The following is a 26554-nucleotide window of genomic DNA, read 5'->3' as shown; positions in this document are numbered from 1 at the left end:
TTATTTCCCCACTACCTGAATCACGATCAAGATCATCAACAACACCACTATACCAAGTGACATACTTGATGCATATTCACGTAATGAACCTGTCTGACGGGTACTTGTAAATTTATTACCACTTTTCACAATTGCAGGTAAAACTAGCCATAGTCCGTCAATCGGATCACGACCAAAAATTTTCGCACATAGTAAATAAGGTTGAACAAATACAAGGTTATATAACGAATCAAAACCAAATGCATTGCGGCAAATATTAACAAGACCAGCACCAAAAGAGGTTTCGGCAAAGCCTTTTACTGCTTTATATGCAAATGCGAATAGAACAATACCCACAGCCAAACCAGCCAATGCGATACCTACTGCTGTATATTCAGCAGAATGCATACCATGCACTAACTCTTCTGTTGGAATATTAAACACTGGAATATTTGCAGCGGTTAATGCTTTTTCTACAGGCGCTTTTAAGAAATAAGCCAATCCTGTTGAAAGTACAGCCAAAATACCCAATGGAGCCCAGTAAGTCGCACCTTTGATTTCATGATACGGCGTGTTTTCTTTACCAAAGAATACAACCCAAATTAAACGGAATGTATAAATCGAGGTTAAGAACGCACCTGCTACACCCACCCAATACAACCAACCATACATTGCTATAGATTGACCTTGAACCCAAACAGCACCCAAGATTGCATCTTTAGAGAAGAAACCGATCGTAACAAATGGAATCGCTGCTAATGCACCGCCACCAATCGCAAAACATGCAAATAGGAATTTATTCTTATAGAACAAGCCACCCATTTTGAAAATGTTCTGTTCGTGATGGTAAGCCAAAATCACTGCACCAGAAGACAAGAACAATAATGCCTTAAAGAATGCATGCGAAAGCATATGGAATAAACCTGCTTGGTACGCTTCAGCACCAACAGCCATAAACATATAACCGAGCTGACTCATTGTAGAGTAAGCAAGAATACGTTTGATGTCGGTTTGAACCAATGCAGCAAAACCAGCAACCAATAATGTTACCGCACCTGTAATCGAAATGAACTGCATCACTTCAGGTGTCATTTCAAACACAGAGAACATACGGCAGCACAGATAAACACCAGCCGTTACCATTGTCGCAGCATGGATCAATGCTGATACTGGTGTAGGACCAGCCATCGCATCTGCCAACCATGTTTGTAATGGAATTTGTGCAGATTTACCCGCAGCACCCAAGAACAACATCAACGAAGTCCAAAGTGCAAGATTATGGTCAAGTGCTAAAACTTGAGATGCATTTGCAACAATCGTTCCGATGTGCAAAGTACCAAATTGTTGATAAAGCAAGAACAATGCGATGAGTAAGAATACGTCACCCACACGTGTTACTGTAAACGCTTTAATTGCAGCAAAACCATTTGCAGGGTTTTGGTAGTAATAACCAATTAATAGGTAAGAACATAGACCTACGCCTTCCCAACCTAAGAATAACAACGCTAAGTTATCACCCAATACAAGCACTAACATACTTGCAACGAACAGGTTGAAATAAGAGAAGAAACGCGCAAAGTCTTCTTCGCCACGCATATACCATGTTGCAAAGATATGAATAAGGAAACCTACACCAGTAACCATGCCCATCATCAATAATGACAAGCCGTCTAAATGTAAGTTAATACCTGGAGCAAAACCACCCACATTGAACCAAGTCCAAAGGTGTTGTGTTTGAGCAACAGACCCATTATTCACAAAATCCATACCAGCAATTAATGCAAATAATGCAGAAAGTCCAACCGAACCCGCACCAATGATTGCTGCTACATTTTCAGGAAGTTTATTACGCCCTGCCGCTAAAAGGACAAAACCAATGAGCGGGAATAAAATCGTTAAATATAAATAACTCATCCGCGCATCTCACTAGCAGCATCTACATCCAAGTGATGGAAGCGATGATAGAACTGAAGGACGATCGCGAGACCGATACACGCCTCTGCCGCAGCCAGCGTTAAAATCAAAATAAACATGATTTGCCCATCTGGTTGTGCCCATGCACTCCCTGCCACAACAAATGCAAGCGCAGCCGCATTCATCATGATTTCAAGGCTCATTAACATAAATAATAAGTTGCGACGTACCATCACACCGTAAAAGCCCAGTGCGAAAAGGATAGATGCAACGATCAAACCATGTTCTAAAGGAATGTTGCCCATTATTCTTTATCCCCTTCTGCACTAGGTTCACGTTTGCCTAAGTGGAATGCTGCAACAAGCGCTGCGAGCAATAACATTGCAGCAACTTCAACCAATAATAAATATTGTGTAAAAAGCGCTTGACCCACTACTTTTGGACCCACCACTTGAGCACCTATTACTGCACCCGAAGCTGTGTAATCCGAGCCTAAACTCCATACTAAACACAAGCCAATTAAAAAGCTCATGAGTGCTGGAAAAGCCCATGCATCAGAAGTTAACCATTTACGCTCTTGATCAACTGTATGTTGACCAAGATTGAGCATCATCACCACAAACACGAACAAAACCATGATCGCGCCTGCGTAAACAATAATTTCTAATGCTGCTGCAAATGGAGCACCAATGGTTAAGAAAATGCCTGCGACTGCAAGTAATGACACAATCAAACTCAACAGTGCATGTACTGGGTTCGCATTGGTCACAACACGAACCGTAGAAACAATGGCCACGAGAGCCATTAAATAAAATGGCCACATCATGGTAATAAGCTCCGTACATCAACAGGTGCGCTTTCACGTTGCGCTTGACCTTTTTCTTTACCGTCAACTGCCATACCCGTTACACGATAGAAGTTGTAATCTGGGTATTTACCAGGACCTGAAATAAGTAAGTTTTCTTTCTCATAAACAAGGTCTTGACGTACATATTCACCAAGTTCGAAATCTGGTGTTAACTGAATTGCGGTTGTAGGACACGCCTCTTCACACATACCGCAGAAAATGCAGCGTGAAAAGTTAATACGGAAAAATTCTGGATACCAACGTCCATCTTCTTTTTCCGCTTTTTGCAACGAAATACAACCGACTGGACATGCAACCGCACATAGGTTACACGCAACACAGCGCTCTTCACCATCTGGATCACGCGTTAACACAATACGACCACGGTAGCGCGGAGGTACGATTTGTTCGGCTGGTACTTCAGGATATAAAATCGTGTCACGTTTACGTGTAACATGGCTAAACACCATCCACAACGAACGAACAATTGACCCGACTCCAGCTAGAATTTTATACATTTTGTACTCCCTGCTGTCCTAGGCTTGATTCATCAGAATCACAGCACCAGTCACCAAAAGGTTAACCAACGCCAGTGGTAAACATACCTTCCATCCAAAGTTCATCACTTGGTCATAACGTGGACGCATTAAAGAACCACGAGCCAAGACAAACATCATTACAAAGAATGCTGTTTTTGCAATGAACCAGAACGCATCTGGAATGAATGGAATATCTAAGTTGAATGGCGCTAACCAACCACCGAAGAATAAAGTCACGATAAGTGCTGAAATCAGGATAACGTTGACATATTCAGCAACGAAGAACATCCCCCATTTCATACCACCGTATTCTACGTGGTAACCTTCAGCCAATTCTTGTTCTGCTTCTGGTTGGTCAAATGGATGACGGTGCGTTACAGCAACACCAGCAACCACGAAAATCATGAAGCCAATAAACTGAGGAATAACAAACCATACATCACGTTGAGCTTCTACGATGTCACGCAAGTTGAATGAACCTGCAATCGCAACCACACCCATCAATGAAATCCCTAAAAAGACTTCATAAGAAATGGTTTGAGCTGCTGAACGTAGACCACCGAGTAGCGCATATTTGTTATTTGATGACCAACCACCAAATAACACGGCATACACTGCGATACCCGCCATTGCCATAAAGAACAATAAGCCGATACTCATATCTGCAACACCTAAATAAGGTGAAACAGGAATAACCATGAACGACAGTACCGCAGTTGCCATCGCAACTGCTGGTGCTAGACGGAACGTGAGTTTATCAACAAATTTTGGTGTCCAGTCTTCCTTGAACATGATTTTAAGCATGTCAGCAACAATCTGGAACATACCGCCAGGACCAACACGGTTTGGACCATAACGGTCTTGCCATAAACCAAGCAAACGACGCTCAATAAATGACATCAATGCTGCAAGCAAAACCACGACCAACAAGATCACGATGGCTTGAATCACTGCATAGGCGATTGGCCAGTCCTGAGCCCATGTTGGTAGGGCGCGTAAAGTTTCATTCATGATTACACTCCCACCGCCACAGATACAGGTTCAGCAAGAGATACCGTAGGTGCTTGACCTACTGGATAACCAATATAACCTGAAGGTAAATATTCAATCACTTGTACAGGAAGACGAATTGTTGTCTCACCAGCATTGATTGTAAGTTGCTGTCCATCTTGTACATTTAAGCGCTTCGCATCTTGCTCACCGACTGCAAAAACAGGGGCAGGAATGCGTGATTCCATTGCAGGTGTTTTCACTGTGAACTCGCCTGAGGCGAAGATATGGTGCATTGGCACTAAACGGAAGCTGTCTGGATTTGCAACAATTGCTGTAGGCGCAACATAGCTACGTACAGGTCGTTTTGCTAAACGATCAAATAAACGAACACCTGCATCACCACCTTTCAAATGCCCACCCACTTCATCTTGGTATTTGTTCCAAGATTGCGGAGAGTTCCAACCCGGTGCCCATGCAAATGGTACCAATGAAGACGCATTTTGAGGGCCAACATAACCTTCCATTGAGAATGTTAATGCTGAGTCTTTATCTACAGGTTGTTTTGGCTCATGTACATTTAATAATGCACGGATTGCTGTACGACCAGAGTAACGACGTGGTTCGCGCGCAACTTTCAAGCCATGTACACGATAACCAGCATTAGGTGCAACATCTTGAATTGCTTCAAGTGCAGGAACATTCTTAACCACTGACTCGATAACATCATCCAGTAGCGTCCAAGAAATTGCTTTACCTTTCACACCAGTTTCAATGGCATGTAACCAACGCCAAGATTCTTTAATCGCAAGCTCAGGTTTGTAGTAACTTGGATCATAAACTTGATAGAAACGCTGAGCACGGCCTTCTTGGCTAACCACTGTTCCATCACCTTCAACAAAACTTGCAGCAGACAATACAATGTCAGCAGCTTTTACAGTGTCTGTTTCAGAATGATCTAGAACAATAACGCTTTGCGCTTTGTCAAATGCTGCTTGAACTTGTGCTGCTGGTAAATGACGGAATAAGTCATTTTCCACAATCACGATTGAATCGTAATCTTGTGCAAAAGCTTGCTCTAAGCTCAAACCACCAAACAATGCTAAGCCCATTGAGTTCACTTCTGGAACGGTCAATGTTAAACCTGCATTTCCACCAAGATTCTGTGCCACTTGTGTCGCTGCTTCCATGATCGCAGCATCTTGCAAGCTTGTACCAGAAATGATCAATGGTTTTTTCGCAGCTTTTAAGGTATCTGCAATGGTTTGTGCAAATGCTTTAGCATCATCATCTAAACCAAGAATCGTTTCACCTTTCACTGCCGCAGCCACTGCAAAGCCTAAACGTGCAATATCATTTGGAGAAGCAACGACTTCACCTGTAGCAACATCGGCAAGACGTGTTTGCGTTGCAGCCAAGATATAAATTGGAGATTTCGCATCTTGAGCAATACGTTGTAAAGGCTCAGCCAACCAATCTTGAGTACGACGTTCTGCTGCCATTTCTTTGGCTTTGTTTTTCGCAGCTTGGCGAACAGACAATGCCATACGTGGCGCAGTTTGCGTTAAATCTTCACCGAGAATTAACACAGCATCATAGCTTTCAATTTCACGCATACCCGGATTGTAAATCCCTTCGGTTTGCATGATAGACGCTGCTAATTCAACTAAGCTTTGCTCTTTTTGAGACATACCTGTTGAATAATGCGCTTGTCCAACCAACTCACGTAGTGCGTAGTTTGACTCAAGCGATGCGCGTGGCGAACCAATACCCAAAACTTTTTTGCCTTGAATATTTTCAATCACAGTATCTAAAGCCGTATCTACAGAAACTGTAGTAACTTCAGTACCACTGCGGAATTGTGGTTGACGTGGGCGATCTTCAAGATTCACATAACCTGCACCAAAACGACCTTTATCACAAAGGAAGTATTGGTTAACGTCACCATTGAAACGGTTTTCTATACGACGTAATTCGCCATAACGTTCACCCGGTGAAATATTACAACCAGAAGAACAGCCTTGGCATACGCTTGGCGCATACTGCATGTCCCATTTACGGTTATAACGTGCAGAATGTGTTTTATCAGTAAATACACCTGTTGGGCAAACTTCAGTCAAGTTACCAGAGAACTCTGACTCTAAAGTACCTGACTCTGGGCGACCAAAGTAAACACGTGAAGCACTTGCATACACACCAAAGTCTGTACCACCTGCATAATCATTGTAATAACGAACACAACGATAACATGCGATACAACGGTTCATTTCATGCGCAATGAATGAGCCTAATTCTTGGTTATGATGCGTACGCTTAGTAAAACGATAGCGACGACGATCATGACCCGTCATCACGGTCATATCTTGCAAATGACAATGACCACCTTCCTCACAAACTGGACAGTCATGCGGGTGGTTCGTCATTAAGAATTCCACGATAGATTCACGGAAATCTTTTGCTTCTTTATCTTCAATAGAGATATAGGTGTTGTCAGATGCTGGCGTCATACATGACATTACTAAACGACCACGCGTATCCTCAGGATTCGCGTATTGAGTAACAGCACATTGACGGCAAGAACCGACAGAACCTAAGGATGGATGCCAACAAAAATATGGGATGTCGATGCCAAGACTCAAACATGCTTGTAGCAAGTTTTCCGAGCCGTTGACTTCGTACGATTTTCCATCGACATGAATTGTAGCCATAGTCGAGTTCCTTAAACTTGTTCTACGTTGCTTGCTTGAGCAGCAGGACGATCTGTCACTTTTGCTTCAAACTCGCTACGGAAATATTTGAGTGCGCCCATAAGTGGTTCCATCGCACCAGGTGCGTGAGCACAGAAAGTCTTACCAATCCACAATTTACGTGTGAGTTCCTGAAGATGTTGAATGTCTTCCATCTTCCCTTCACCATTTTCAATTGCTTTAAGCGCTTTAACTGCCCAAGGTAAACCATCACGGCAAGGCGTACAGAAACCACATGACTCACGTGCAAAGAACTCTTCTAAGTTACGTGTCGCTGAAACCATACATTGCGTTTCATCCACCACCATCAGCAAACACGTACCTAAACGTGAACCCGCTTTCATGATGCTTTCGGCATCCATTGGAAGGTCGATGTGTTCAGCAGCCAAAAAGTCCGTTGATGCACCACCCGGTAACCATGCTTTAAGTTTTAAGCCGTCACGCATGCCACCCGCATAGTCTTCAATCACTTCACGTGCAGTCGTACCAAACGGAAGTTCCCATAGACCTGGGAATTTCACCTTACCTGATGCGCCATAAATTTTTGTCCCTGGATCTTTCGACTTACCTGCTGAAAGATTGATATACCATTCAGGACCACGCAACATAATTGCAGGCAAGTTATTGTAGGTCTCTACGTTGTTTACAATCGTAGGACGACCCCAAGCACCCGCAACTTGTGGGAAAGGTGGTTTAGTACGTGGATTCGCACGACGGCCTTCTAGCGAGTTAATCAATGCAGTTTCTTCACCACAAATATAACGACCAGCGCCTGTATGTACGTGTAAATCAAAGTTCCAACCTGTTCCGAGGATATTGTCACCCAAGTAACCTTTGGCACGAACTTGTTCTAAAGCTTCATTTAAATATTGAGCGGCTTCGATGTATTCACCACGAATGAAGATATAACCTTGCGTTGTTTCAAGGGTATAAGCTGCAATCAACATTCCTTCGATCAATTGGTGAGGAAGTTTTTCCATCAACAAACGGTCTTTGAATGTTCCTGGTTCCATCTCATCGGCATTACAGATCAAATAACGAGGGCCGCCATCATTAGGTGCCATCAATGACCATTTAATACCTGCTGGGAAGCCTGCACCACCACGTCCTTTTACAGTCGCTGCTTTAATCACTTCAAGCACATCTTTCGGTGGCATAGTGATGGCTTTTTTAAAGCCTGCATAACCTTCAAGTGCTTCATAATCATCTGCATTGCGTACAGATTCTTGCTTACTCAAACGCCATGTCAATGGGTGGGTTTCAGGGTTACCTTCGCCATAAATTGGTTTTGGTTCGGTATTCATACATACTTCTCCAATAACTGTTGAATTGATGTCACTTCAACCAAGCCGTGAGTATCTTCATCAATCATCAAAGTAGGACCTTTGTCACAGTTACCTAAACAACAGATTGGCAATAAAGTGAAACGACCATCTGCAGTTGTTTGACCAAATTGAATACCCAATTCACGTTGAAAAGCTTCCGCCAAAGTTTCCGCACCCATCAAGAAGCAAGCAATTGAGTCACACAATAAAATTACGTGACGACCAACAGGTTGGCGATAAATACGGTTATAGAAGGTTGCAACACCTTCAAGATCAGCAACACTGATTGTCAGTAATTGAGCAATCGCATTTAGCTGTGCATCATCCACCCAACCATTACGGCGTTGTACGCACTTTAGCGCATCCAAAGATGCTGCACGTGGGTAAGGATAATGACCAATGTGATGTTCAATTTCATGGATTTCGTCAGTAGTCAAAATCCCTTCAACATTCACACGTGGCTTTTTATCAGTCAAAATCATCATAATGCGTCTACCCCTAGCGATCCACGTCAGCCATAACGACGTCAATAGTCGCTAAATAAATGATCAAGTCAGATACAAGACTGCCGTTAATCACGGAAGGAATTTGCTGTAGATGTGTGAATGTTGGCGTACGAATACGGGTACGGTAACTCATCGTTGACTTATCTGAAGTCAAGTAGTAGTTCGATGCACCTTTCACAACTTCAGCCATTACAGACGCTTCGCCTGCTGGCATTACAGGACCCCATGACACGCTCAAGAAGTGCGTAATCAAAGTTTCAATATCTTGTAAAGTCTTGTCTTTTGGTGGTGGAACAGCCAATGGATGATCTGCTTTATACGGACCAGATGGCATATTATCCAAACATTGTTTAACGATCTTCAATGATTGGTTAATTTCATGGAAATGCACCATGACACGTGCATAAGCATCGCCTTCATACTCCAATGGCACTTCGAAATCATAGTTTTCATAGCCACTGTATGGACGATATTTACGAACGTCAAAATCAATACCTGTCGCACGCAGACCAGTACCTGTTACGCCCCAAGCCAATGCAGATTTTGCATCGTACTGTGCAACATTACGAGTACGACCAATAAATACTGAGTTACGCAATGCAGCGGTGTAGTATTCATTCATACGCTTAGGCATCCATTCGAGAATTTCACGAATGAGCTTTTGCCAATTGTTTGGTAAATCGTGTGCAGTACCGCCAATACGGAACCAAGCTGGATGCATACGGAAACCTGTGATCGCTTCAATTGCGTCATAGATTTTTTGACGGTCAGCAAACATATAGAATACTGGAGTCATACCACCCGCATCCTGAATTGCAGTACCGATATACAACAAGTGGTTATTGATACGGAATAATTCTGACATCATCACACGGATACATTGTGCACGGTCAGGAACAGTAATTCCTGCCATTTGCTCCACACCCATCACATAAGGCATGTTTTGCGCACAACCACCCAAGTAGTCCACACGGTCTGTATATGGAATGAAAGAATGCCAAGTCTGACGTTCAGCCATTTTTTCCACACCACGATGGTGATAGCCAATATCAGGTACACAGTCTTTCACTTCTTCACCATCAAGCTGCAAAATCACACGGAACGCACCGTGAGCAGATGGATGGTTAGGACCTAAGTTTAGGAACATGAAGTCTTCATCGTCATTACCACGGGTTAGACCCCAGTCCTCTGGAACGAAACGAAGATGTTCTTGTTCAAAATCTTGTTTTGCTTTGTCTTGCATGTACGGCGTGTATTCAGTCGCACGTGCAGAGTATTCTTTACGCAGTGGATGACCTTCCCAATACGTCGGTAACAAAATACGACGGAGCATTGGATGCCCTTCGAAATTGATCCCAAACATATCGTAAGCTTCACGTTCGTACCAGTTGGCATTTGGCCAAATATTGGTCGCTGTTGGAATGTTAATATCATTCTCATTCAATGCGACTTTGATACGAATATCACTATTGCGTTCTAAAGAAAGCAAGTGATAAAAAACCGTAAAGTCAGATGCAGGTAAATCTTCACGATGAGTACGTAAACGCTCATCTACTGCTGACAGGTCAAACAGCATCACATAAGGACGTGGCACTGTACGTAGGTACATTAAAACGTCTTGTACACGTGCGCGCTCAACCCAGACCGTTGGAAAATCTTCAAACGTCGGTTGCACGTAGAAGTTCTCGCCAAATTTGGCTTTGAGATCTTCTACAATCGCAAATGCTGGGCGTGAATCGACTGGAGTCGATTCTGGCATAGCAATTTCAGTTTCAGCCATTGGCTTGGCTTCCTATTTAATACAAATTCTGTGAAATTTCCTGATGATCATATCCATCGGATATGTCAAACATTCATCAGTAAAAATTACTCAATTTCGTCCATAGAGCGTAAGTTTTTAACAGCAATACGTTCTGCATTCTTACGATCACGTTCAGGCATCATCTTTGGCTTATACACTGGCTTAAGATCATCACCGATCACTGCAGAAAGTGGACGACGCTCTAATTGAATTTGGTCTTGTAACAACATCAATGCTTGAATAAGTGCTTCAGGACGAGGTGGACAGCCTGGAACGTACACGTCAACAGGAATAATCTTATCTACACCTTGTACAACTGAGTAAATATCGTACATACCACCAGAGTTCGCACATGCACCCATTGAGATCACCCATTTAGGCTCAAGCATTTGTTCATACAAACGTTGAATTACAGGCGCCATTTTTACAAAGCATGTCCCTGCAACGATCATTAAATCGGCTTGACGTGGTGAAGCACGAATAACTTCGGCACCGAAACGTGATAAATCATGCACACCAGTTAAAGTTGTTGCATATTCTACGTAACAGCATGACGTACCAAAGTTGAAAGGCCATAATGAATTTTTACGGCCCCAGTTCACAGCTGTATGTGCTACGTCCTCTAAACGAGTCATAAACACATTTTTATTCACTTCTTCTTCAAGTGGATCGATCACAATTTGACGATCTTGAAGTGGATATTGCTCAGCTTCTGGATTCGCACGGGTTAAAGTATATTTCATTCCCGAGTTACTCCTTATTCAGTGACATAGTCGGAGATTTAGATTTCACACGACCTGATGATTGAGCTGGAATTGTACCTGTAGGGTCAACAACTAACTCTTCAATAGAGTTGAAACGAGTAATCTCTGCAAGGTCCATATTCGGCGAACCTACTTTAGGTTTGATACCTGCTGCTTTACGACGATCTGAAGGTGCCCAGTTAAGTGCGCCAGTTGAAAGTTCATAAACCAAACCAACAAGCAAAACTAAAATAAATACAGCCGCAGTTGCAAAACCAACCCAACCCACTTCACGAACAGAATTCGCCCATGCGTATAGGTACAGTGCTTCCAAATCGAACACGACAAAGAAGATTGCAACCAAATAAAATTTTGCAGATAAGCGGATACGTGCACCACCAGCACTTACCACACCTGATTCAAATTGCTCTTGCTTCGCACGTCCCCAAGATTTACCCCCAAGGAGCAAAGGAACGGTGAGCATAAAGACACATAGAAATGTAACGCCGATCACGAAGGCAATAATTGCCCATTCGTATGGAGTAATGGCACTCATGCGGGGATAACTCCTGGCAGGCCTATTATTAACTAAAGAATGTATGTATTGGCCTAGTAAATACACCAAACACAAAATAAATCCGATCAATTGTACCCGATTGATGTCATCTGTTGCTAGTTAATCACTCTAAGTCTTTCGGATGATTTTTTATGCAAAATACACAATTCGGCATTATTTAAGCCAATACAGCTGCTTTTTATCGTTTTCTTAAATATAAACCCCTATTATCATTATATTTTCCGAACTACAAATGCAGTATATGAATTAAAAATGACAAATCAGCAGCTTAGTTGTGCGCTTGCTGATAAAAAATGTGCTTTTTTAGTGCTTTTTTCTATGATGGAATCCATCTTTGCGATCAATTTGAGAATTTCAACTGTTACACATTTTGTTACATTCTATGTAGTAAAATAAATTCACCTTTTTAAACACTTAATCAAATTATCAACATGCGACAAAATAATTAAAATAAATTCTATTTTTAGATTTTTAAATATGATTATTATCAAATTAAACCTTAGATTTAAGCATAAAAGCCTATATTAAAAATACTGAAGGATGAGAACGCCTACTTTTCACCTACCTTATTCAAAATAAATCGGCCTTTAGCCATTGAAAAATTTCAATTTAACAACACGGATTAATTAACTTTATACAACATTCAATCATTTTCCTGTGTATGCTAAGAATTAATAACTTATCAATAATTTTAAACCGATAACTTAGGAGCAAAATAACGTGGAATTCTCAAGTAAACCTAATTATTTTCTGTTTGCCCAATTAATCATTCGCCATCTTGAAAACTATGTTAAAAAACATCCTGATGCACAAAATGCAATTTTTGATTTAAGGGATATTTACGAACTATTTCGCCAAGATTTAGCGGCTACAACGACAAATTTAGAAGGTATTCTCAATATTGCTGATGAATATCGTATTGATACCATTCAAGGGGATCAAAAAATTATCAGTGGTTTTAAAATTGATGCTGAACAAAATAGCTTGTTAATTGACTTTAATGCTGATGCGTTACAATCACTAAAAGAAGGCAAGCCGTTTATTGCACCTGATGCGACAACTCAAGAATAAAATACTGAATAACGCCAGTTCGGGATAAACCTTGATGTAAGTTATTGAAAAGATAGATCAGGCACAGCAGAGTCTTACCGTTTAAAGTCAGATGTAAGGATTAACCTTCGGTTCGACCTGAGAGGTATTACCTCGCAAGGCTTTCGGGATGAGTGGCACTGCCACGCAAAGGCAAAACCATTTGTCAGTCGCCAACTCGACAGATACCATCAAGTACCCAATATATCGCAAAAACAGTATATTACAGACGCAGCCCTGCCTCGAACAATGCGACTGACGTTTCCGCGTATCATATCGTTGGGAACATATCTTATCCCAAACTCAGATTAAATATTAAAAAAGCGCCGAATCTGATTGGCGCTTTTTTATGTCGATTGATTTTCAACAATTGACTAGGTTGAAACTTTAAATCTGAAAAATACTTCAATTCACAATTAAGCTTTTCACAGTTAAACTTTTTTCTTTTTAAAGCGATTGACGGGCCATGACATGGTAAATCTTGCACCACCTAATTCAGGGCTTTGATCCACTTGAATGGTGCCTCCAAACCAATAAGCGATACGGCTTACAATCGATAAACCCAAGCCATAACCACCCGAAGCTCGTGTGCGGCTATCATCTAAACGGGCAAATGCCTCAAAGACACGTTTTCTATCTTCTTCTGGAATCCCCGGCCCATCATCTTCAACACAGACATATGCCATATTTTTTTGATGATCGATGCCACCACTGATATTGACTTGGTTATCACAATAACGCACTGCATTACCCACCAAGTTCTGCACCACTCGATGTAAATAACGACGTTCTGCATCGACAACAACATCATTAGCAAGTGGATTCAAATGAATGATTTTCTGGGTTTTTAATGCTTCCGTTTCAGTTGCGACTTGTTGTAACACATCGATTAAAGCAATTTTTTCAAAATCTAAAGAAGGTGTGCCCTGCTCCAACTTAGCATAAGTCATGATTTCATCAATCAGCGTATTTAACGCTTCAATGTCTTTATCAATCATTTCTACTTGTTGCAAGCGATATTCATAATCTTCTTCATCGGCCAACATTTCCATACCAAAGCGTATTCGTGCAACAGGTGTACGTAACTCATGCGATACGGCGCGCATCAACTCACGTTGCGCCTCGATCAAACGCTGTATATGGTCAGACATGCTGTTATAACTGCTTGCCAAGCTTGCCATTTCATCATGGCCTTCAACAGGAACACGTTGCGACATATCCCCTGTTTTCATAATGTCTAAGGCTTCATTGACTTGTTTCAACTTACGTTGCATGGGCACAATCAAGCCATAAACACCTAAGCACAGTAAGAACATGCTCAGCAATGTAATACCTGCGGCAAGTTTAACTGGCATCCAATTAAACATCGGCACAGGCCCCATGACCAATACATCTGTAGGCGAGTTAGGCAATGGAGAAACAATCGATATGGTTGTACCACGTGCTGTCGCACTATCACGCCATAGAATCACACTTTGATCTGAACGTAATCGCCCGATTTGCTCAGAATCTAAATTTAGCTGAGAAATTTTCTCTACACCAACATCATAGTAAAAATGCTGCTGGATTTTTTTAAGATATTCTCGTTCTTGCCCTGGGTAGTAAACCAAATAATCCAAAATAAAGACGGGTAAGGCCTTCATTTGACGCTCACCAATTTGATCGACCTTGATATATAAATAGTGCTTAGGATCATTTCGAATCCCAAGGACTAAATAGGCGATCCCCAATTCAGCATCATAGCGCACAACCGCTTTTTGACTTTCTATGCGCTTTTCTTCAGTGCGTGACAAATCAACTTTTTGTGCATCCAAATAATAAATGGGTAATTCCAATAAATCAGATGCATCAGAAATCCAATCTAAACGTTGCTGTTCAGTTTGCTGACGTGCCACACCTTCGCTAATGACAAATGAGATACCATCTGTCAATGATTCACGATATTCTTGCGCACGTTGATAGTTGATGATTTGCACCAACAAATACCCAAATAGCGCAACTAAGACCACAAGAATAACAAGTCCTGCGTAGATACGCAGGAATATGCTGTGTTTTGACACCGAAGTTGTCCTTAAAAGGAATGATGCATAAAGGGATGAATTCTATTAGATACCATTGGTTTCTTTAACAAAAAGATAACCTTTGCTTCGTACTGTTTTAATACGTTTTGGATTTTCTGGATCATCACCAATTTTTGGACGAATACGTGAAATACGGACATCAATTGAACGGTCTTGACCATCGTATTCAATACCACGTAAGCGCTCAAAGATATCTTCACGAGAAAGAATACGACCCGCATTTGAAGCCAACAGCCACAATAAGTCATATTCAGCACTGGTAAAGTCGACAAGTTCGCCATTCAAAGTCACTGAACGGCCACCATTATCAATCACGAGATCATCAAATTCGATACGTTGTGCCACTTCGTCTTCAGGTGCTTTGTCGGTACGACGTAATAAAGCACGAATACGCGCAAGTAAAACACGTGGTTGTACAGGTTTAGCGACATAGTCATCTGCCCCCATTTCCAAACCAAGGACTTGGTCCATATCTTCTGTACGTGCTGTCAACATCAAAATCGGTTGATGATAATGTGGACGCACTTCACGACAAACGGTTAAGCCATCAGCACCCGGTAACATGACATCAAGTACAACTAAATCTGGTTGTTCGGCAATGATTCGACGGATGGCACGATTACCATCAGGTTCTACCCCAACTTCTAATCCATTGCGAATTAAATATTCTTGAGTCAAGCGAGCCAAACGCTCATCATCTTCAACGATTAAAATTTTAGGTAACTTTTCTTCTTGGCTCATCTATTTGCCCCTGTATTTAATTTCGGTATCTGCGTACAAATCTCGCAGATTCAACACACTATGTTTTGCAATATACACACGTTTACAATGTAAACAAGACCTCATTCACCAAACTGATACATGAGTGCATCAATTTGTTATATTTTTATTAATGATTGAATTATTAGTACTTTTCTTCTGTAAACCACAATACTTCTTAGATTCTTGTTTACATGCTTTAACCAGATAGTTTTTTAAACAAAATATTTCATTGTTCATATTATGTCTAAACAGTTTATCGCTTTTTGACTTATCCACACACTTATCTATAAGCACTCTTTACAGACTTTGTTATGCTATGCCCTTGTCAAATAAGGCATATAACAAAAACGGTTCTTTTAGGAAGAAAGAAGCAAATAAAAATTTATTGTTTAGGGATAAAACATTCTTAAAATGTCAATATTGATCTACCTTAAAAATTACCGTATCTTGTGTTCTAAATTAAATTAAACCACTAAGTATTGTGTTTAGTCCTCAAACATCGTGATAATATTTTGTACAATATATCCGATTCAAATGGTCCATAAACATAACAATGATGACAATGGAGCTACGCTGACAATGAACGCCATTACAACCCCAGGTCAACTGCAAGTGATTAAACGCACTGGTGACGTTGCCGCTTTTGATGCAGATAAAATATCTGTAGCAATTGGTAAAGCTTTTTTAGCTGTTGAAGGCCAACAAAGTGCTGACTCAAGCCGAATTCATGACCGTATTACACAATTAACAGAAATGGTTATGAATACTTTTAATCGCCGTTTACCTTCTGGCGGAACAATTCACATTGAAGAAATTCAAGACCAAGTTGAATTGGCGCTTATGCGTACTGGCGAACAAAAAGTTGCTCGTGCTTATGTGATTTACCGTGAGCAACGCTCTGAAGCACGTAAACAAACGGGTGCTCATCATCATCCGACCTTACAAATCTTAGATACGAATGGTCAGCTTCAGCCTCTAGATTTGGGTAAACTTCAAGCGACGATTGAAAAAGCAAGCGAAGGCTTAGAAGGGATTGACGTTCAAGCCATTGTCGATGAAACAGTTAAAAACTTATATAACGGTGTAAAACAGTCAGACATCTCAACCACGATGATGATGGCGACTCGTACCCGTATCGAACAAGAACCAAACTATACTTATGTGACTGCACGTTTACTGCGTGATGATTTGGTTGCAACAGGTCTTAAATTCTTAGGTTTAGCCACAGATACTATCGAAGGCGATGCGCTCGAAACTTATTTGAAAAAAGGGATCGAGCTTGAGCTTTTATCTCCTGAACTTTTAAACTTTGACCTTGCTAAATTGGCTACTGCGATCAAACCTGAGCGTTCAAACCAATTTACCTATTTAGGTTTACAAACTTTATTTGACCGTTACTTCATCCATTCAAATGATGTGCGTTTCGAACTTCCGCAATTGTTCTTCATGCGTGTATCGATGGGTCTTGCGTTAAATGAAGAACAGCGTGAAGAACGTGCCATTGAATTCTATGACTTATTGTCTAGCTTCGATTATATGGCGTCTACACCGACTCTATTTAACTCAGGTACGTTACGTCCACAGTTATCTAGCTGTTATTTAACGACAATCCAAGATGATCTGTATGACATCTATGGCGCAATGCGTGACAATGCCCTACTTTCTAAATGGGCAGGTGGTTTAGGCAATGACTGGACGCCAGTTCGTGCATTAAACTCATACATCAAAGGAACCAATGGTAAATCACAAGGTGTTGTACCATTCCTTAAAGTTGCCAATGATACAGCTGTTGCAGTAAACCAAGGTGGTAAACGTAAAGGTGCAGTATGTGCGTACCTTGAAACTTGGCACTTAGACATTGAAGAATTCCTAGAGCTTCGTAAAAACACGGGTGATGACCGTCGTCGTACCCATGACATGAATACTGCGAACTGGGTTCCAGACTTATTCATGCAACGTGTGATTGAAGATGCTGAATGGACATTGTTCACACCATCTGAAACACCTGACCTACATGATTTGACTGGTGTTGAATTCGCTGAACGCTACGCCTACTACGAAGGCATTGCCAAAGAAAGCAACATGCTTCATAAGAAAATCCGTGCGAAAGACTTATGGCGCAAAATGTTGTCTATGTTGTTCGAAACAGGTCATCCATGGATCACATTTAAAGATGTATGTAACTTACGTTCACCACAACAACACGTAGGTGTCGTACATTCATCAAACTTATGTACTGAAATCACTTTAAATACCAATAAAGATGAAATTGCAGTATGTAACTTAGGTTCGATCAACCTTGTGCAACACGTTCAAGGTGGTCAATTAGACCGTGAAAAATTAGCACGTACAGTGAAGACTGCTGTTCGCATGCTCGATAACGTGATTGACATTAACTACTATGCAGTTGAACAAGCACGTAATTCAAACATGAAACATCGTCCAGTCGGCATGGGTATCATGGGCTTCCAAGATGCTTTATATGAATTGGGTATGGGTTATGGTTCAGATGCAGCGGTAGACTTTGCTGATGAATCTATGGAAGTGATCAGCTACTATGCGATCCAAACTTCGAGTGATTTGGCTGTTGAACGTGGTGTTTACTCAACATTTAAAGGCTCATTGTGGGATCAAGGGATTCTACCAATCGATTCTTTAGACATCGTTGCGAAGTCTCGTCCTGAACGCATGTTTGAAGTTGACCGTACACAACGTTTGGATTGGGACACATTACGTGCCAAAGTTCAAAAAGACGGTATGCGTAACTCAAATGTGATGGCGATTGCACCAACTGCAACGATTTCGAATATTTGTGGCGTTTCTCAGTCAATCGAACCGACTTTCCAAAACCTATATGTAAAATCAAACCTTTCTGGTGAATTTACAGTGATCAACCCGTACTTAGTACGTGCGTTGAAAGACCGTGGCCTTTGGGATTCTGTGATGGTCAATGACTTGAAACACTTTGAAGGTTCAGTACAAAAAATTGCACGTATTCCTGAAGAATTAAAAGCAATTTTTGCAACTGCGTTTGAAGTGGATACACGTTGGATCGTTGACGCAGCTTCTCGTCGTCAAAAATGGATTGATCAAGCTCAGTCTCTTAACCTTTACATCTCTGGTGCAAATGGTAAGAAGTTGGATATCACTTATAAAATGGCATGGTTACGTGGTCTTAAAACCACTTATTACCTTCGTGCATTAGGTGCGACATCTGCTGAGAAATCTACGATCAACACAGGTGCATTGAACGCTGTTAAACCGACAACTGTTGCTGCACCAGTCGTTGCGGTTGCGCAAGAAGTTAAAGCTGAAGTTGCGACTGAAGAAGATGGTTTCTCTCAAGCTGCTCCAGTACCTATGGCATGTTCAATCGACAATCCTGATTGTGAAGCTTGTCAGTAATTTTTAATTGACCTCCCTTGCGTAGCAATACTACTCACCTCCTAGAAGGAGGGGGACAAACCTCATTTAAAACAGTGTTGAGTCCCCTCTCCTTTTTTAAAGGAGAGGGTTAGGGAGAGGTTTTCAAAGAGGCAAAGAAATGTTCAATTTAAGTCATAACTACGAGTTAGGCGTAATCGCACTGATCTTAGCCTTTTTAATTTTTTACGTGCCTGCGGTCTATGCATTCTTTGCAATCCGTAAGCAGCAAAAGCGTAAAAACAAATGACAAAAAAAAGAACTTCTGCGGGAACAGAAGCTCTTTTGGGATTTCGAAAATCAATCAAGACCAATTTTCGAAAGGCATCTTCTTCATAGAAAGATTAGTTGCGATTGTGAACTAGTTTCTAGATGCCGTCAAACAAGGTCAAATCAGTAAACCTTATAAGAGGAGATTTACCTATGAATGGTAATCATCTAGAAAATATGGAGAATTTGCCTGAAATTTCAAACTCAGGCTATTCTTCGAGCAACAATTCGCAACCAAATAACTCTCAAAATAATTTATTCGAACGAATATCGCTCGGACTTTTTATTTTGATAGGTGGTTTAGCTTATTTATTTAATCTTCCGGCTGGAACATTATTTACTACTGCTGGTACTTTGATGTTAATAAATTGCTTACGACAAATTATATCAAAGTCACTATCATTAGATTGGCTAATATTACTGATTGGTTTCCTATGTTTAAGCAAAGGAATTTCCACCTTGTTTAACTATGAAATCCCATTCATTCCTATTTTATTTTGTTTTTTAGGAATTTTTGTTATTTCAATAGCTTGGCAAGATCGAAATGCGTAATTAAGGAGAACTTTTGTTCTCCTTCTCCTCAAAAAATCATTCTATGCTTTATGATGTTAGAGGTTTACACTATGCATTTTGAATTCCGTGACTTTTATAGGTTCTTAGAATTTAAATAAAAGTGAGAGAATTCGTATGTCTATCCTAAGTTGGGACGATTTCGAAGATGATGAACCGAAACAAGCTGCACAAGCTCACCAGCCTGCGCCCGTCGAACAGAAAAAAGCGATTGATTCGCAGGTGGTATCTAATGCAAAGCAGCCATCGCAGAATTTGGCAGCTGCACAACCCGCTGGAACCAGTGCAAGTCGAGCAACAAATCCAACCGATTCGTTGGCAAGAGCATCTCACGCCTTAGAAAGCTTAGATGTTGCACCAGGCTTAGAAGAGCTTGAAATGGGTGCGCAACGTGTACAAGTTGATGATAAAGCGATGATCAACTGTCGTGCGGACTTAAACCAACTTGTACCATTTAAATACGAGTGGGCTTGGCAAAAGTACCTAGACGGATGTGCAAACCACTGGATGCCACAAGAAGTCAACATGAACCATGACATTGCACTTTGGAAGTCTGAAAATGGCTTAACTGAAGATGAGCGTACCATTGTTATGCGTTCTTTAGGTTTCTTCTCAACTGCTGACTCATTGGTAGCCAATAACTTAGTATTGGCAATTTACCGTCATATTACCAACCCTGAATGTCGCCAATACATTTTGCGTCAAGCATTTGAAGAAGCGATTCATACACATGCTTACCAATACTGTATCGAATCTTTAGGTATGGATGAAGGCGAAGTCTTCAATATGTATCGTGAAGTTCCATCGGTTGCGCGTAAAGCAGCTTGGGGCTTGAAATATACACAGTCTTTAAGTGATCCTACTTTCAAAACAGGTACGCCTGAAAACGATCAAATCTTACTTCGTAACTTGATCGCTTTCTATTGTGTTCTTGAAGGGATCTTCTTCTATTGTGGTTTCAGTCAGATCTTGTCTATGGGACGTCGTAATAAAATGAATGGTGTTGCTGAGCAATTCCAATACATTTTACGTGATGAATCCATGCACTTGAATTTTGGTATCGATATGATTAACCAAATCAAGATCGAAAACCCAAGTTTGTGGACTGCTGAATTCCAAGAAGAAATCATTCAAATGATTCTTGAAGGAACAATGCTTGAGATCGAATATGCGCGTGACACTATGCCACGTGGTGTATTGGGTATGAATGCTGCAATGATGGAAGAATATTTAAAATTCATCTGTAACCGTCGTTTAGCTCAGTTAGGTTTACCTGAGCAGTTTGCTGGTGTAAACAATCCATTCCAATGGATGTCTGAAATGATGGACTTACGTAAAGAGAAGAATTTCTTCGAAACACGTGTAACAGACTATCAAACTGGCGGCGCTTTAAGCTGGTAAGTCTTTAAAACGTCGTCACGCGACACATAAGTTGTCATTTGCGACACATAAAATGTCATTGCGCGACACATAAGTTGTCATTGATAAAAAACCGCCATTCATGGCGGTTTTTTAAAAGATGCGATTTAGTCTTTAATTAAATATTTATATTACACATAGATGTTATAGCAATGAAAAGGCTAAAATAATAGTAAAATTCAATAAGTATTAGGGACGAGACTATTTAAATGTCAAAAGATAAAATTCAAAAAATTTGGAATGAAATAAAAATAACTTATGCCAAAATTCAAGAAATTTATTCAGCTCCTCAAATATCCTCTACACATCAATATTTATCATTGACACCAATTACTAATGCAGATGAAGATAATGCTTATTCTGATATGCTAAAATTTGCATTATCACAGAAGAAAACCAACAACATTGCTGTAACTGGACCATATGGTTCAGGCAAGAGTAGCGTGTTACAAACTTTCCAAAAAAATAATCCACAATGGAAATACTTAAATATATCGCTAGCAACATTCAAAGATCATTTAGAAATTGAAGGCAATAATAAAGAAATTGAAATCGAAGCTATAGAAAAAAGTATATTACAACAACTCTTTTATTCTGTAGATCAAAAAACATTACCTCGCTCCCGACTAAAGCGAATAGTAACTGTTCAACCTAGAGAGCTAATTGCTAATACACTTTTTATTTTCCTATGGGCTTTTCTAACACTATTTATATTTTTTCCAGAAAGCGTTCTTTTTGATAAGTTTAGTATATTGTCTAGTTCAGACCAACTAGCTCAAAAAACTATCTCATTATTATTCTTATTGTATTGCATAGTTGGATTATTCACTGGAATAAAATATATTGAAAAGCTTAAAGAACTTAAATTAAAGTTTCAAGATACCGAAATCACATTAAATAATGACACAGTAGAGTCCATACTAAACAAACACTTAGATGAAATTTTATACTTCTTTGAAAGAACAGATTTCGATGTAATCGTAATTGAAGATCTAGACCGCTTTGAAAACTCTGAAATTTTTATTCGACTAAGAGAGCTCAATACCCTTATCAACAATTCAAAGCAAGTAAACCATCCTATAGTATTTTTATATGCTATTAGAGATAACATGTTCAAAGATAAAGATCGATCTAAGTTTTTCGATTTTATCATCCCAATTATTCCTGTCATAAACCCTACAAATGCTTATGATTTGATTCGAAAAAACTATATTAACAAAGAAAGTGATATTCAACTACACGATGAAATAGAAGATGTTTTCCTACATCAAGTCTCACTTTATTTTGATGATATGAGACTTGTAACAAATATTTTTAATGAATTTAAACTCTATGTAAAGAAACTTAACAACCCAAATTTAAATAAAAACAAATTATTAGCTTTAATAATTCATAAAAACTACTACCCTGCCGAATTTGCAAATCTACATTCGAATAAAGGAGAAATATATGAAATTTTTAATATTCGTAAAAAGAATATAATTTCTGAATTACTAGTGTCAATTAATCAAGAATTAAATAATCTTGAGGATAAAATTCGCGCATCTGAATTAGAAAAACAACAAACTGTAGAAGAGTTACGAAAGATATATATTTATGAGATTTTTAAAAGATTTCCAGTTATTACACACGTACATAATCGTCAATATATGCAGACTGCTTCAACATCAATACAACTTTATGTAGATAGTCAACATATTGATTACAATCAACTAACCATAGATGAAAATTTTTATAAATTAACTGAATCCAATAATATTGAATGGAAAGCTAAAATTGAAGAGTCAACTACTTATATCGGTTATGCCAGCATAAGTATAAGCAATACTGAAGATATTAAATTTTCATTTAAAACTATTGAAGCAATCATTCATAGTAATCTCACATATTTAGATAGAGAAACTAGAGTAACTGATAAATTAGAAATAAATCGAAAAAAAATATTACAACAAAAGCAAAACTTAATTAACACTAAAAATCAGCTCACTCAAAGTACATTAAGTGAAATACTTATAGCTGAAGATATTAAAGAACCATTTGACTCAAAAAAGCATCCTCCTTTACTACAGTTTTTAATCAGAGAAGGCTACATAGATGAACAATATCCTGACTATATTTCATTCTTTATTGATAGTGTAATTAATATTAATGAAAGAGATTATGCACATCGTGTAATAGAGCATATCAATTCAGAATTTGATGTAGCTTTAATTAATATAGAAAAAATATTAGAAAAATATTTAACACCTAGACAGTTTTTACATACAAGCATTCTCAATTTTAATTTAGTGGATTTTATACTTGAGAACCATGATAAGTTTAATGATCATTATAATAATTTATTCAAATTATTATCAAATCAAGATGATCGTTCTATTCAGTTTGTTTTTGATTATATAGATAGAGGAGAAAATTTATCCATATTCATTAATCAAATAGTTAAAAGCTGGCAGAATATTTTTGAGCATATACATACGTCAATGACAGATGAAAAAGTCGAAAGTTATCTTCTACTGATATTAAAAAATTTAGAAAAAGAAAATATTTCTTTACTTAACAAAGATGACATTCTAAAAAACTATCTGTCTTCTAAAAGTAATTTTATCGAATACATCAAAGATACCTATAGTACTGAGCAAGAAATTCTTAACTTTCTACAGCTGATTAAACCAGTATTCGAGTATTTGGATTGTAATAACCAAAATAATGTAAGTATATTTAATGAAATATGTAGAAATGAATATTTTGAATTTAATGAAAAAATGATATTATAGAAAAAAGATATTTTTGAGCTACAATAGATAAATTCTTTTAAACTGTTTTTACATGCCAAAAATATATTCAGAAGACTTACGTCAGAAAGTCATGGAGTTCTACACAAAGAGCAACCATAAATCAAATACCTGCACGACTTTCAACATCGCCCGAACAACATTGGATGACTGGATTCTACTTGAACAGCAGACTGGACAACTGGCTCAGCCTAAACTTGTCAATGTTGGTAGACCATCATCCATTAAGGATTGGCAGGCATTCAAAGTATTCGTGGAAAATACAAAGTTTTCACAGGCAAAAGACTTAGTTGCCTTATTTGAAATTCAGTTTGGATATGCGATTACTTATGATGTCGTGCTTGCTGCACTTCATAAATTAGGTTGGACTCATAAAAAAAGAGTTTCCTCTACAGACAAGCCTGCAAAATAAGCAGAACGGTATTTCAATGGATTCTCCCTCAATGGGAAAGTGAATATGGTCAGGAAAATATTCTGTATGTAGATGAATCTGGAATAAACAGTGCTGAGACAGCAGAATATGGCTGGTCATTTAAAGGGAAACGTTGTCAAGATTTAAAATCAGGTGGTCATGGAAAAAGAATAAGTATGCTCAGTGCCGTGAGATCAAATTCCCCATACAGTTTTTTGTCACCAATAGTTTTTCAAGGTTCATGTGACAGAAAGTTATTCACAGGATGGCTTGATTATTTATTTCAAAATTTACCTAGGTCAAAGTATCTTTTGATTCTAGACAATGCTTCTATTCATAAAGGCAAAGAGATAGTACAGCTTGCGGAAGCGTATAATGTACGAATTGCCTATCTTCCTGCATATAGCCCTGATTTAAATCCAATTGAACAAGCATGGTCTGTACTAAAAAGGAAAGTCAGAAATATTGTAAGTCAGCAGAGTATTTCTATCTCTGAGGCTTTAGATATTGGATTTAAAGAAATGTAGCCTTTAATTTACATGTGGCTATACAAATTATATTTATAAATAATGAAGTTCAAAAAAATGATGAAATCCAAAATATTTTTGCTTCAAAACCTTATGGTGTTTTACAAGACTTTGCGCCAGACTACTTGAAAGCTCAGGTTGACCAATCAATCAATCATTTCTTCGAAGAGGTGTATATTTCATCGTCTGAAAATCTAAGTGAAAACTCAGATAATTTCATCAAATTAATTAATAATGAAGATTTAGATAATTCTCATAAAGAATGGTTAATTGAAAACAATGAAGTGCAAATTTATGATCTTAACGAAATAACAGAAAAAATATTATGGGAACTTCTAATTAAAAATATGAGAATAATACCTAATTGGAATTCCTTAATTATATATTTCACTCATAAAGAATTTGGCATAGATAGTACCCTTATCAGCTATTTAAACTCACCAGAAGTCTATAAAAACCTAGGAAAGATAAAAATATTTGACTCTACCTCTGCAAAAAATGATGATGATCTTGGAAAAAAATTCGAATCAAGCTTACTAAAATCTGAAAAACTTAATTTAAATGCTTATAATTCCATCATACAAGCACATAAGTACAGCTACAAGAATCTAGACATATCTAAACTATCTAATGAAAAAACGCTAATTCTGTGTCAAAAGAAAATTTTATCTTTCACCGATACAAACCTTGAAAGTATAAGAAAGAAATCAAATGAAGTTTTAGTAGAGTTTTTATCTCAAAATACAAATCATTTATTAGAGAAAGTGCCTACTGAGTTAGAACTAACAAATGATGAGTTCGAGTTAATTCTAGCATCCAATAAATTCACTACACAATTTAAAAAGGCAATAGTAGATAAACTAAACATTGACCTTTTCTCAAAATCAGAAAATATTAGATTACTAATAATTAATATCTATAATCAATTATCAGTAAAAATACCTATTGAATATATCGATTATTATTTTGAAAACTCAATTTCATTGTCAAAAAAAATAGATTTATTTATATCACAAATCAGATATTTAGATAAAATCAGCATTACTAAATATTTAAATTCGCTTGGTACTCCCTACAAGGAGATATCTACTCCTAATCGCCAAAAACTAAATTTCACTCAACAGCATGATAAATTAACTATTGAGTTAGAAATGACAGGATATATTCATAAAAAAGAAATAAAAAAATATAAGTTTGCTGAAGATAAAATCTTCTTTTACTTAAAATAAATATAGCTATCT

Annotated in this window: 22 protein-coding genes; 9 read left to right on the top strand and 13 right to left on the bottom strand. The window is 38.7% G+C overall.

Translation table 11 applies throughout. From position 1 onward, the window contains the following. From nuoL to ndhC, 11 genes are all read right to left on the bottom strand, one after another. The gene (gene nuoL, locus ACY45D_RS04455; RefSeq protein ID WP_463108616.1) at window positions 1-1893 is read right to left on the bottom strand and encodes an NADH-quinone oxidoreductase subunit L; all 1893 of its coding nucleotides are present in this window, start codon (window positions 1891-1893) and stop codon (window positions 1-3) included. Further along, entirely contained in the window at window positions 1890-2198 is a 309-nt protein-coding gene (gene nuoK / locus ACY45D_RS04450) for an NADH-quinone oxidoreductase subunit NuoK (protein WP_004827952.1), read from the bottom strand. Before nuoK ends, nuoL begins: the two co-directional genes overlap by 4 nt. After that, window positions 2198-2716 carry an NADH-quinone oxidoreductase subunit J gene (nuoJ, locus tag ACY45D_RS04445; RefSeq protein WP_463109424.1) on the bottom strand — a complete coding sequence of 173 codons (519 nt, stop codon included), beginning with the start codon at window positions 2714-2716 and terminating at the stop codon, window positions 2198-2200. Before nuoJ ends, nuoK begins: the two co-directional genes overlap by 1 nt. Beyond that, on the bottom strand, window positions 2716-3258 hold the full coding sequence (gene nuoI, locus ACY45D_RS04440) for an NADH-quinone oxidoreductase subunit NuoI (RefSeq protein ID WP_120383910.1): 543 nt from the start codon (window positions 3256-3258) through the stop codon (window positions 2716-2718). The genes nuoJ and nuoI overlap by 1 nt, the downstream gene beginning before the upstream one ends. An 18-nt stretch (window positions 3259-3276) precedes the next feature. Continuing rightward, window positions 3277-4290, bottom strand: coding sequence for an NADH-quinone oxidoreductase subunit NuoH (gene nuoH, locus ACY45D_RS04435; protein WP_120383909.1), 1014 nt, complete (start codon window positions 4288-4290; stop codon window positions 3277-3279). 2 nt (window positions 4291-4292) lie between these two features. Then, complete coding sequence (gene nuoG, locus ACY45D_RS04430) at window positions 4293-6977, bottom strand: NADH-quinone oxidoreductase subunit NuoG (protein WP_463108615.1); 2685 nt, start codon at window positions 6975-6977, stop codon at window positions 4293-4295. 11 nt (window positions 6978-6988) lie between these two features. Beyond that, the gene (nuoF, locus tag ACY45D_RS04425) at window positions 6989-8320 is read right to left on the bottom strand and encodes an NADH-quinone oxidoreductase subunit NuoF (protein WP_463108614.1); all 1332 of its coding nucleotides are present in this window, start codon (window positions 8318-8320) and stop codon (window positions 6989-6991) included. After that, window positions 8317-8826 carry an NADH-quinone oxidoreductase subunit NuoE gene (nuoE, locus tag ACY45D_RS04420; protein ID WP_463108613.1) on the bottom strand — a complete coding sequence of 170 codons (510 nt, stop codon included), beginning with the start codon at window positions 8824-8826 and terminating at the stop codon, window positions 8317-8319. The genes nuoF and nuoE overlap by 4 nt, the downstream gene beginning before the upstream one ends. A 13-nt stretch (window positions 8827-8839) precedes the next feature. Next, window positions 8840-10627, bottom strand: a complete 1788-nt coding sequence (nuoC, locus tag ACY45D_RS04415) for an NADH-quinone oxidoreductase subunit C/D (protein WP_463108612.1) — start codon at window positions 10625-10627, stop codon at window positions 8840-8842. An 86-nt stretch (window positions 10628-10713) separates the two neighbouring features. Beyond that, window positions 10714-11391, bottom strand: a complete 678-nt coding sequence (locus ACY45D_RS04410) for a NuoB/complex I 20 kDa subunit family protein (RefSeq protein WP_463108611.1) — start codon at window positions 11389-11391, stop codon at window positions 10714-10716. A gap of 7 nt (window positions 11392-11398) precedes the next feature. Then, window positions 11399-11947: an NADH-quinone oxidoreductase subunit A gene (gene ndhC / locus ACY45D_RS04405; RefSeq protein WP_463108610.1), complete on the bottom strand. Its 549-nt coding sequence runs from the start codon at window positions 11945-11947 to the stop codon at window positions 11399-11401. A gap of 741 nt (window positions 11948-12688) precedes the next feature. Here ndhC and ACY45D_RS04400 point away from each other — a divergent pair. After that, window positions 12689-13039 (top strand): hypothetical protein, encoded by a 351-nt coding sequence (locus tag ACY45D_RS04400; RefSeq protein ID WP_463108609.1) that lies wholly within the window; start codon window positions 12689-12691, stop codon window positions 13037-13039. Between the two features lie 449 nt (window positions 13040-13488). Here the strand turns inward: ACY45D_RS04400 and bfmS are convergent, their stop codons facing one another. Next, on the bottom strand, window positions 13489-15117 hold the full coding sequence (gene bfmS / locus ACY45D_RS04395; protein ID WP_463108608.1) for a sensor histidine kinase BfmS: 1629 nt from the start codon (window positions 15115-15117) through the stop codon (window positions 13489-13491). A 45-nt stretch (window positions 15118-15162) separates the two neighbouring features. Further along, window positions 15163-15879 carry a response regulator transcription factor BfmR gene (gene bfmR / locus ACY45D_RS04390; RefSeq protein WP_463108607.1) on the bottom strand — a complete coding sequence of 239 codons (717 nt, stop codon included), beginning with the start codon at window positions 15877-15879 and terminating at the stop codon, window positions 15163-15165. Between the two features lie 555 nt (window positions 15880-16434). Here bfmR and ACY45D_RS04385 point away from each other — a divergent pair. From ACY45D_RS04385 to ACY45D_RS04350, 8 genes are all read left to right on the top strand, one after another. Next, window positions 16435-19305: a ribonucleoside-diphosphate reductase subunit alpha gene (locus ACY45D_RS04385; protein ID WP_463108606.1), complete on the top strand. Its 2871-nt coding sequence runs from the start codon at window positions 16435-16437 to the stop codon at window positions 19303-19305. Window positions 19306-19444: 139 nt separating this feature from the next. Next, window positions 19445-19573 (top strand): preprotein translocase subunit YajC, encoded by a 129-nt coding sequence (locus ACY45D_RS04380; RefSeq protein ID WP_463108605.1) that lies wholly within the window; start codon window positions 19445-19447, stop codon window positions 19571-19573. A 173-nt stretch (window positions 19574-19746) separates the two neighbouring features. Next, a complete protein-coding gene (locus ACY45D_RS04375) occupies window positions 19747-20145 on the top strand; it encodes a hypothetical protein (protein WP_463108604.1) in 399 nt (132 codons plus the stop codon). Window positions 20146-20280: 135 nt separating this feature from the next. Then, window positions 20281-21564: a ribonucleotide-diphosphate reductase subunit beta gene (locus ACY45D_RS04370; protein WP_463108603.1), complete on the top strand. Its 1284-nt coding sequence runs from the start codon at window positions 20281-20283 to the stop codon at window positions 21562-21564. A 227-nt stretch (window positions 21565-21791) separates the two neighbouring features. Beyond that, on the top strand, window positions 21792-24356 hold the full coding sequence (locus ACY45D_RS04365; protein WP_463108602.1) for a YobI family P-loop NTPase: 2565 nt from the start codon (window positions 21792-21794) through the stop codon (window positions 24354-24356). Window positions 24357-24408: 52 nt separating this feature from the next. Next, window positions 24409-24786, top strand: a complete 378-nt coding sequence (locus tag ACY45D_RS04360) for an IS630 transposase-related protein (protein WP_463106851.1) — start codon at window positions 24409-24411, stop codon at window positions 24784-24786. After that, window positions 24783-25313, top strand: a complete 531-nt coding sequence (locus tag ACY45D_RS04355; protein ID WP_463109389.1) for an IS630 family transposase — start codon at window positions 24783-24785, stop codon at window positions 25311-25313. Before ACY45D_RS04360 ends, ACY45D_RS04355 begins: the two co-directional genes overlap by 4 nt. Before the next feature lie 14 nt (window positions 25314-25327). Continuing rightward, a complete protein-coding gene (locus ACY45D_RS04350) occupies window positions 25328-26542 on the top strand; it encodes a hypothetical protein (RefSeq protein ID WP_463108601.1) in 1215 nt (404 codons plus the stop codon). Window positions 26543-26554 lie beyond the last annotated feature (12 nt).

The organism is Acinetobacter sp. BZX-2 (assembly GCF_055179795.1).
Note: the sequence above shows the minus strand (reverse complement) of the source record. Positions and strands in the feature narration are given on the sequence as shown.

Excerpts from the sequence above, each read along its gene's own strand:
- nuoL (WP_463108616.1), bottom strand. The coding sequence starts at position 1,893 with ATGAGTTATTTATATTTAACGATTTTATTCCCGCTCATTGGTTTTGTC.
- nuoK (WP_004827952.1), bottom strand. The coding sequence starts at position 2,198 with ATGGGCAACATTCCTTTAGAACATGGTTTGATCGTTGCATCTATCCTT.
- nuoJ (WP_463109424.1), bottom strand. The coding sequence starts at position 2,716 with ATGTGGCCATTTTATTTAATGGCTCTCGTGGCCATTGTTTCTACGGTT.
- nuoI (WP_120383910.1), bottom strand. The coding sequence starts at position 3,258 with ATGTATAAAATTCTAGCTGGAGTCGGGTCAATTGTTCGTTCGTTGTGG.
- nuoH (WP_120383909.1), bottom strand. The coding sequence starts at position 4,290 with ATGAATGAAACTTTACGCGCCCTACCAACATGGGCTCAGGACTGGCCA.
- nuoG (WP_463108615.1), bottom strand. The coding sequence starts at position 6,977 with ATGGCTACAATTCATGTCGATGGAAAATCGTACGAAGTCAACGGCTCG.
- nuoF (WP_463108614.1), bottom strand. The coding sequence starts at position 8,320 with ATGAATACCGAACCAAAACCAATTTATGGCGAAGGTAACCCTGAAACC.
- nuoE (WP_463108613.1), bottom strand. The coding sequence starts at position 8,826 with ATGATGATTTTGACTGATAAAAAGCCACGTGTGAATGTTGAAGGGATT.
- nuoC (WP_463108612.1), bottom strand. The coding sequence starts at position 10,627 with ATGGCTGAAACTGAAATTGCTATGCCAGAATCGACTCCAGTCGATTCA.
- ACY45D_RS04410 (WP_463108611.1), bottom strand. The coding sequence starts at position 11,391 with ATGAAATATACTTTAACCCGTGCGAATCCAGAAGCTGAGCAATATCCA.
- ndhC (WP_463108610.1), bottom strand. The coding sequence starts at position 11,947 with ATGAGTGCCATTACTCCATACGAATGGGCAATTATTGCCTTCGTGATC.
- bfmR (WP_463108607.1), bottom strand. The coding sequence starts at position 15,879 with ATGAGCCAAGAAGAAAAGTTACCTAAAATTTTAATCGTTGAAGATGAT.
- ACY45D_RS04385 (WP_463108606.1), top strand. The coding sequence starts at position 16,435 with ATGGTCCATAAACATAACAATGATGACAATGGAGCTACGCTGACAATG.
- ACY45D_RS04380 (WP_463108605.1), top strand. The coding sequence starts at position 19,445 with ATGTTCAATTTAAGTCATAACTACGAGTTAGGCGTAATCGCACTGATC.
- ACY45D_RS04375 (WP_463108604.1), top strand. The coding sequence starts at position 19,747 with ATGAATGGTAATCATCTAGAAAATATGGAGAATTTGCCTGAAATTTCA.
- ACY45D_RS04370 (WP_463108603.1), top strand. The coding sequence starts at position 20,281 with ATGTCTATCCTAAGTTGGGACGATTTCGAAGATGATGAACCGAAACAA.
- ACY45D_RS04365 (WP_463108602.1), top strand. The coding sequence starts at position 21,792 with ATGTCAAAAGATAAAATTCAAAAAATTTGGAATGAAATAAAAATAACT.
- ACY45D_RS04360 (WP_463106851.1), top strand. The coding sequence starts at position 24,409 with ATGCCAAAAATATATTCAGAAGACTTACGTCAGAAAGTCATGGAGTTC.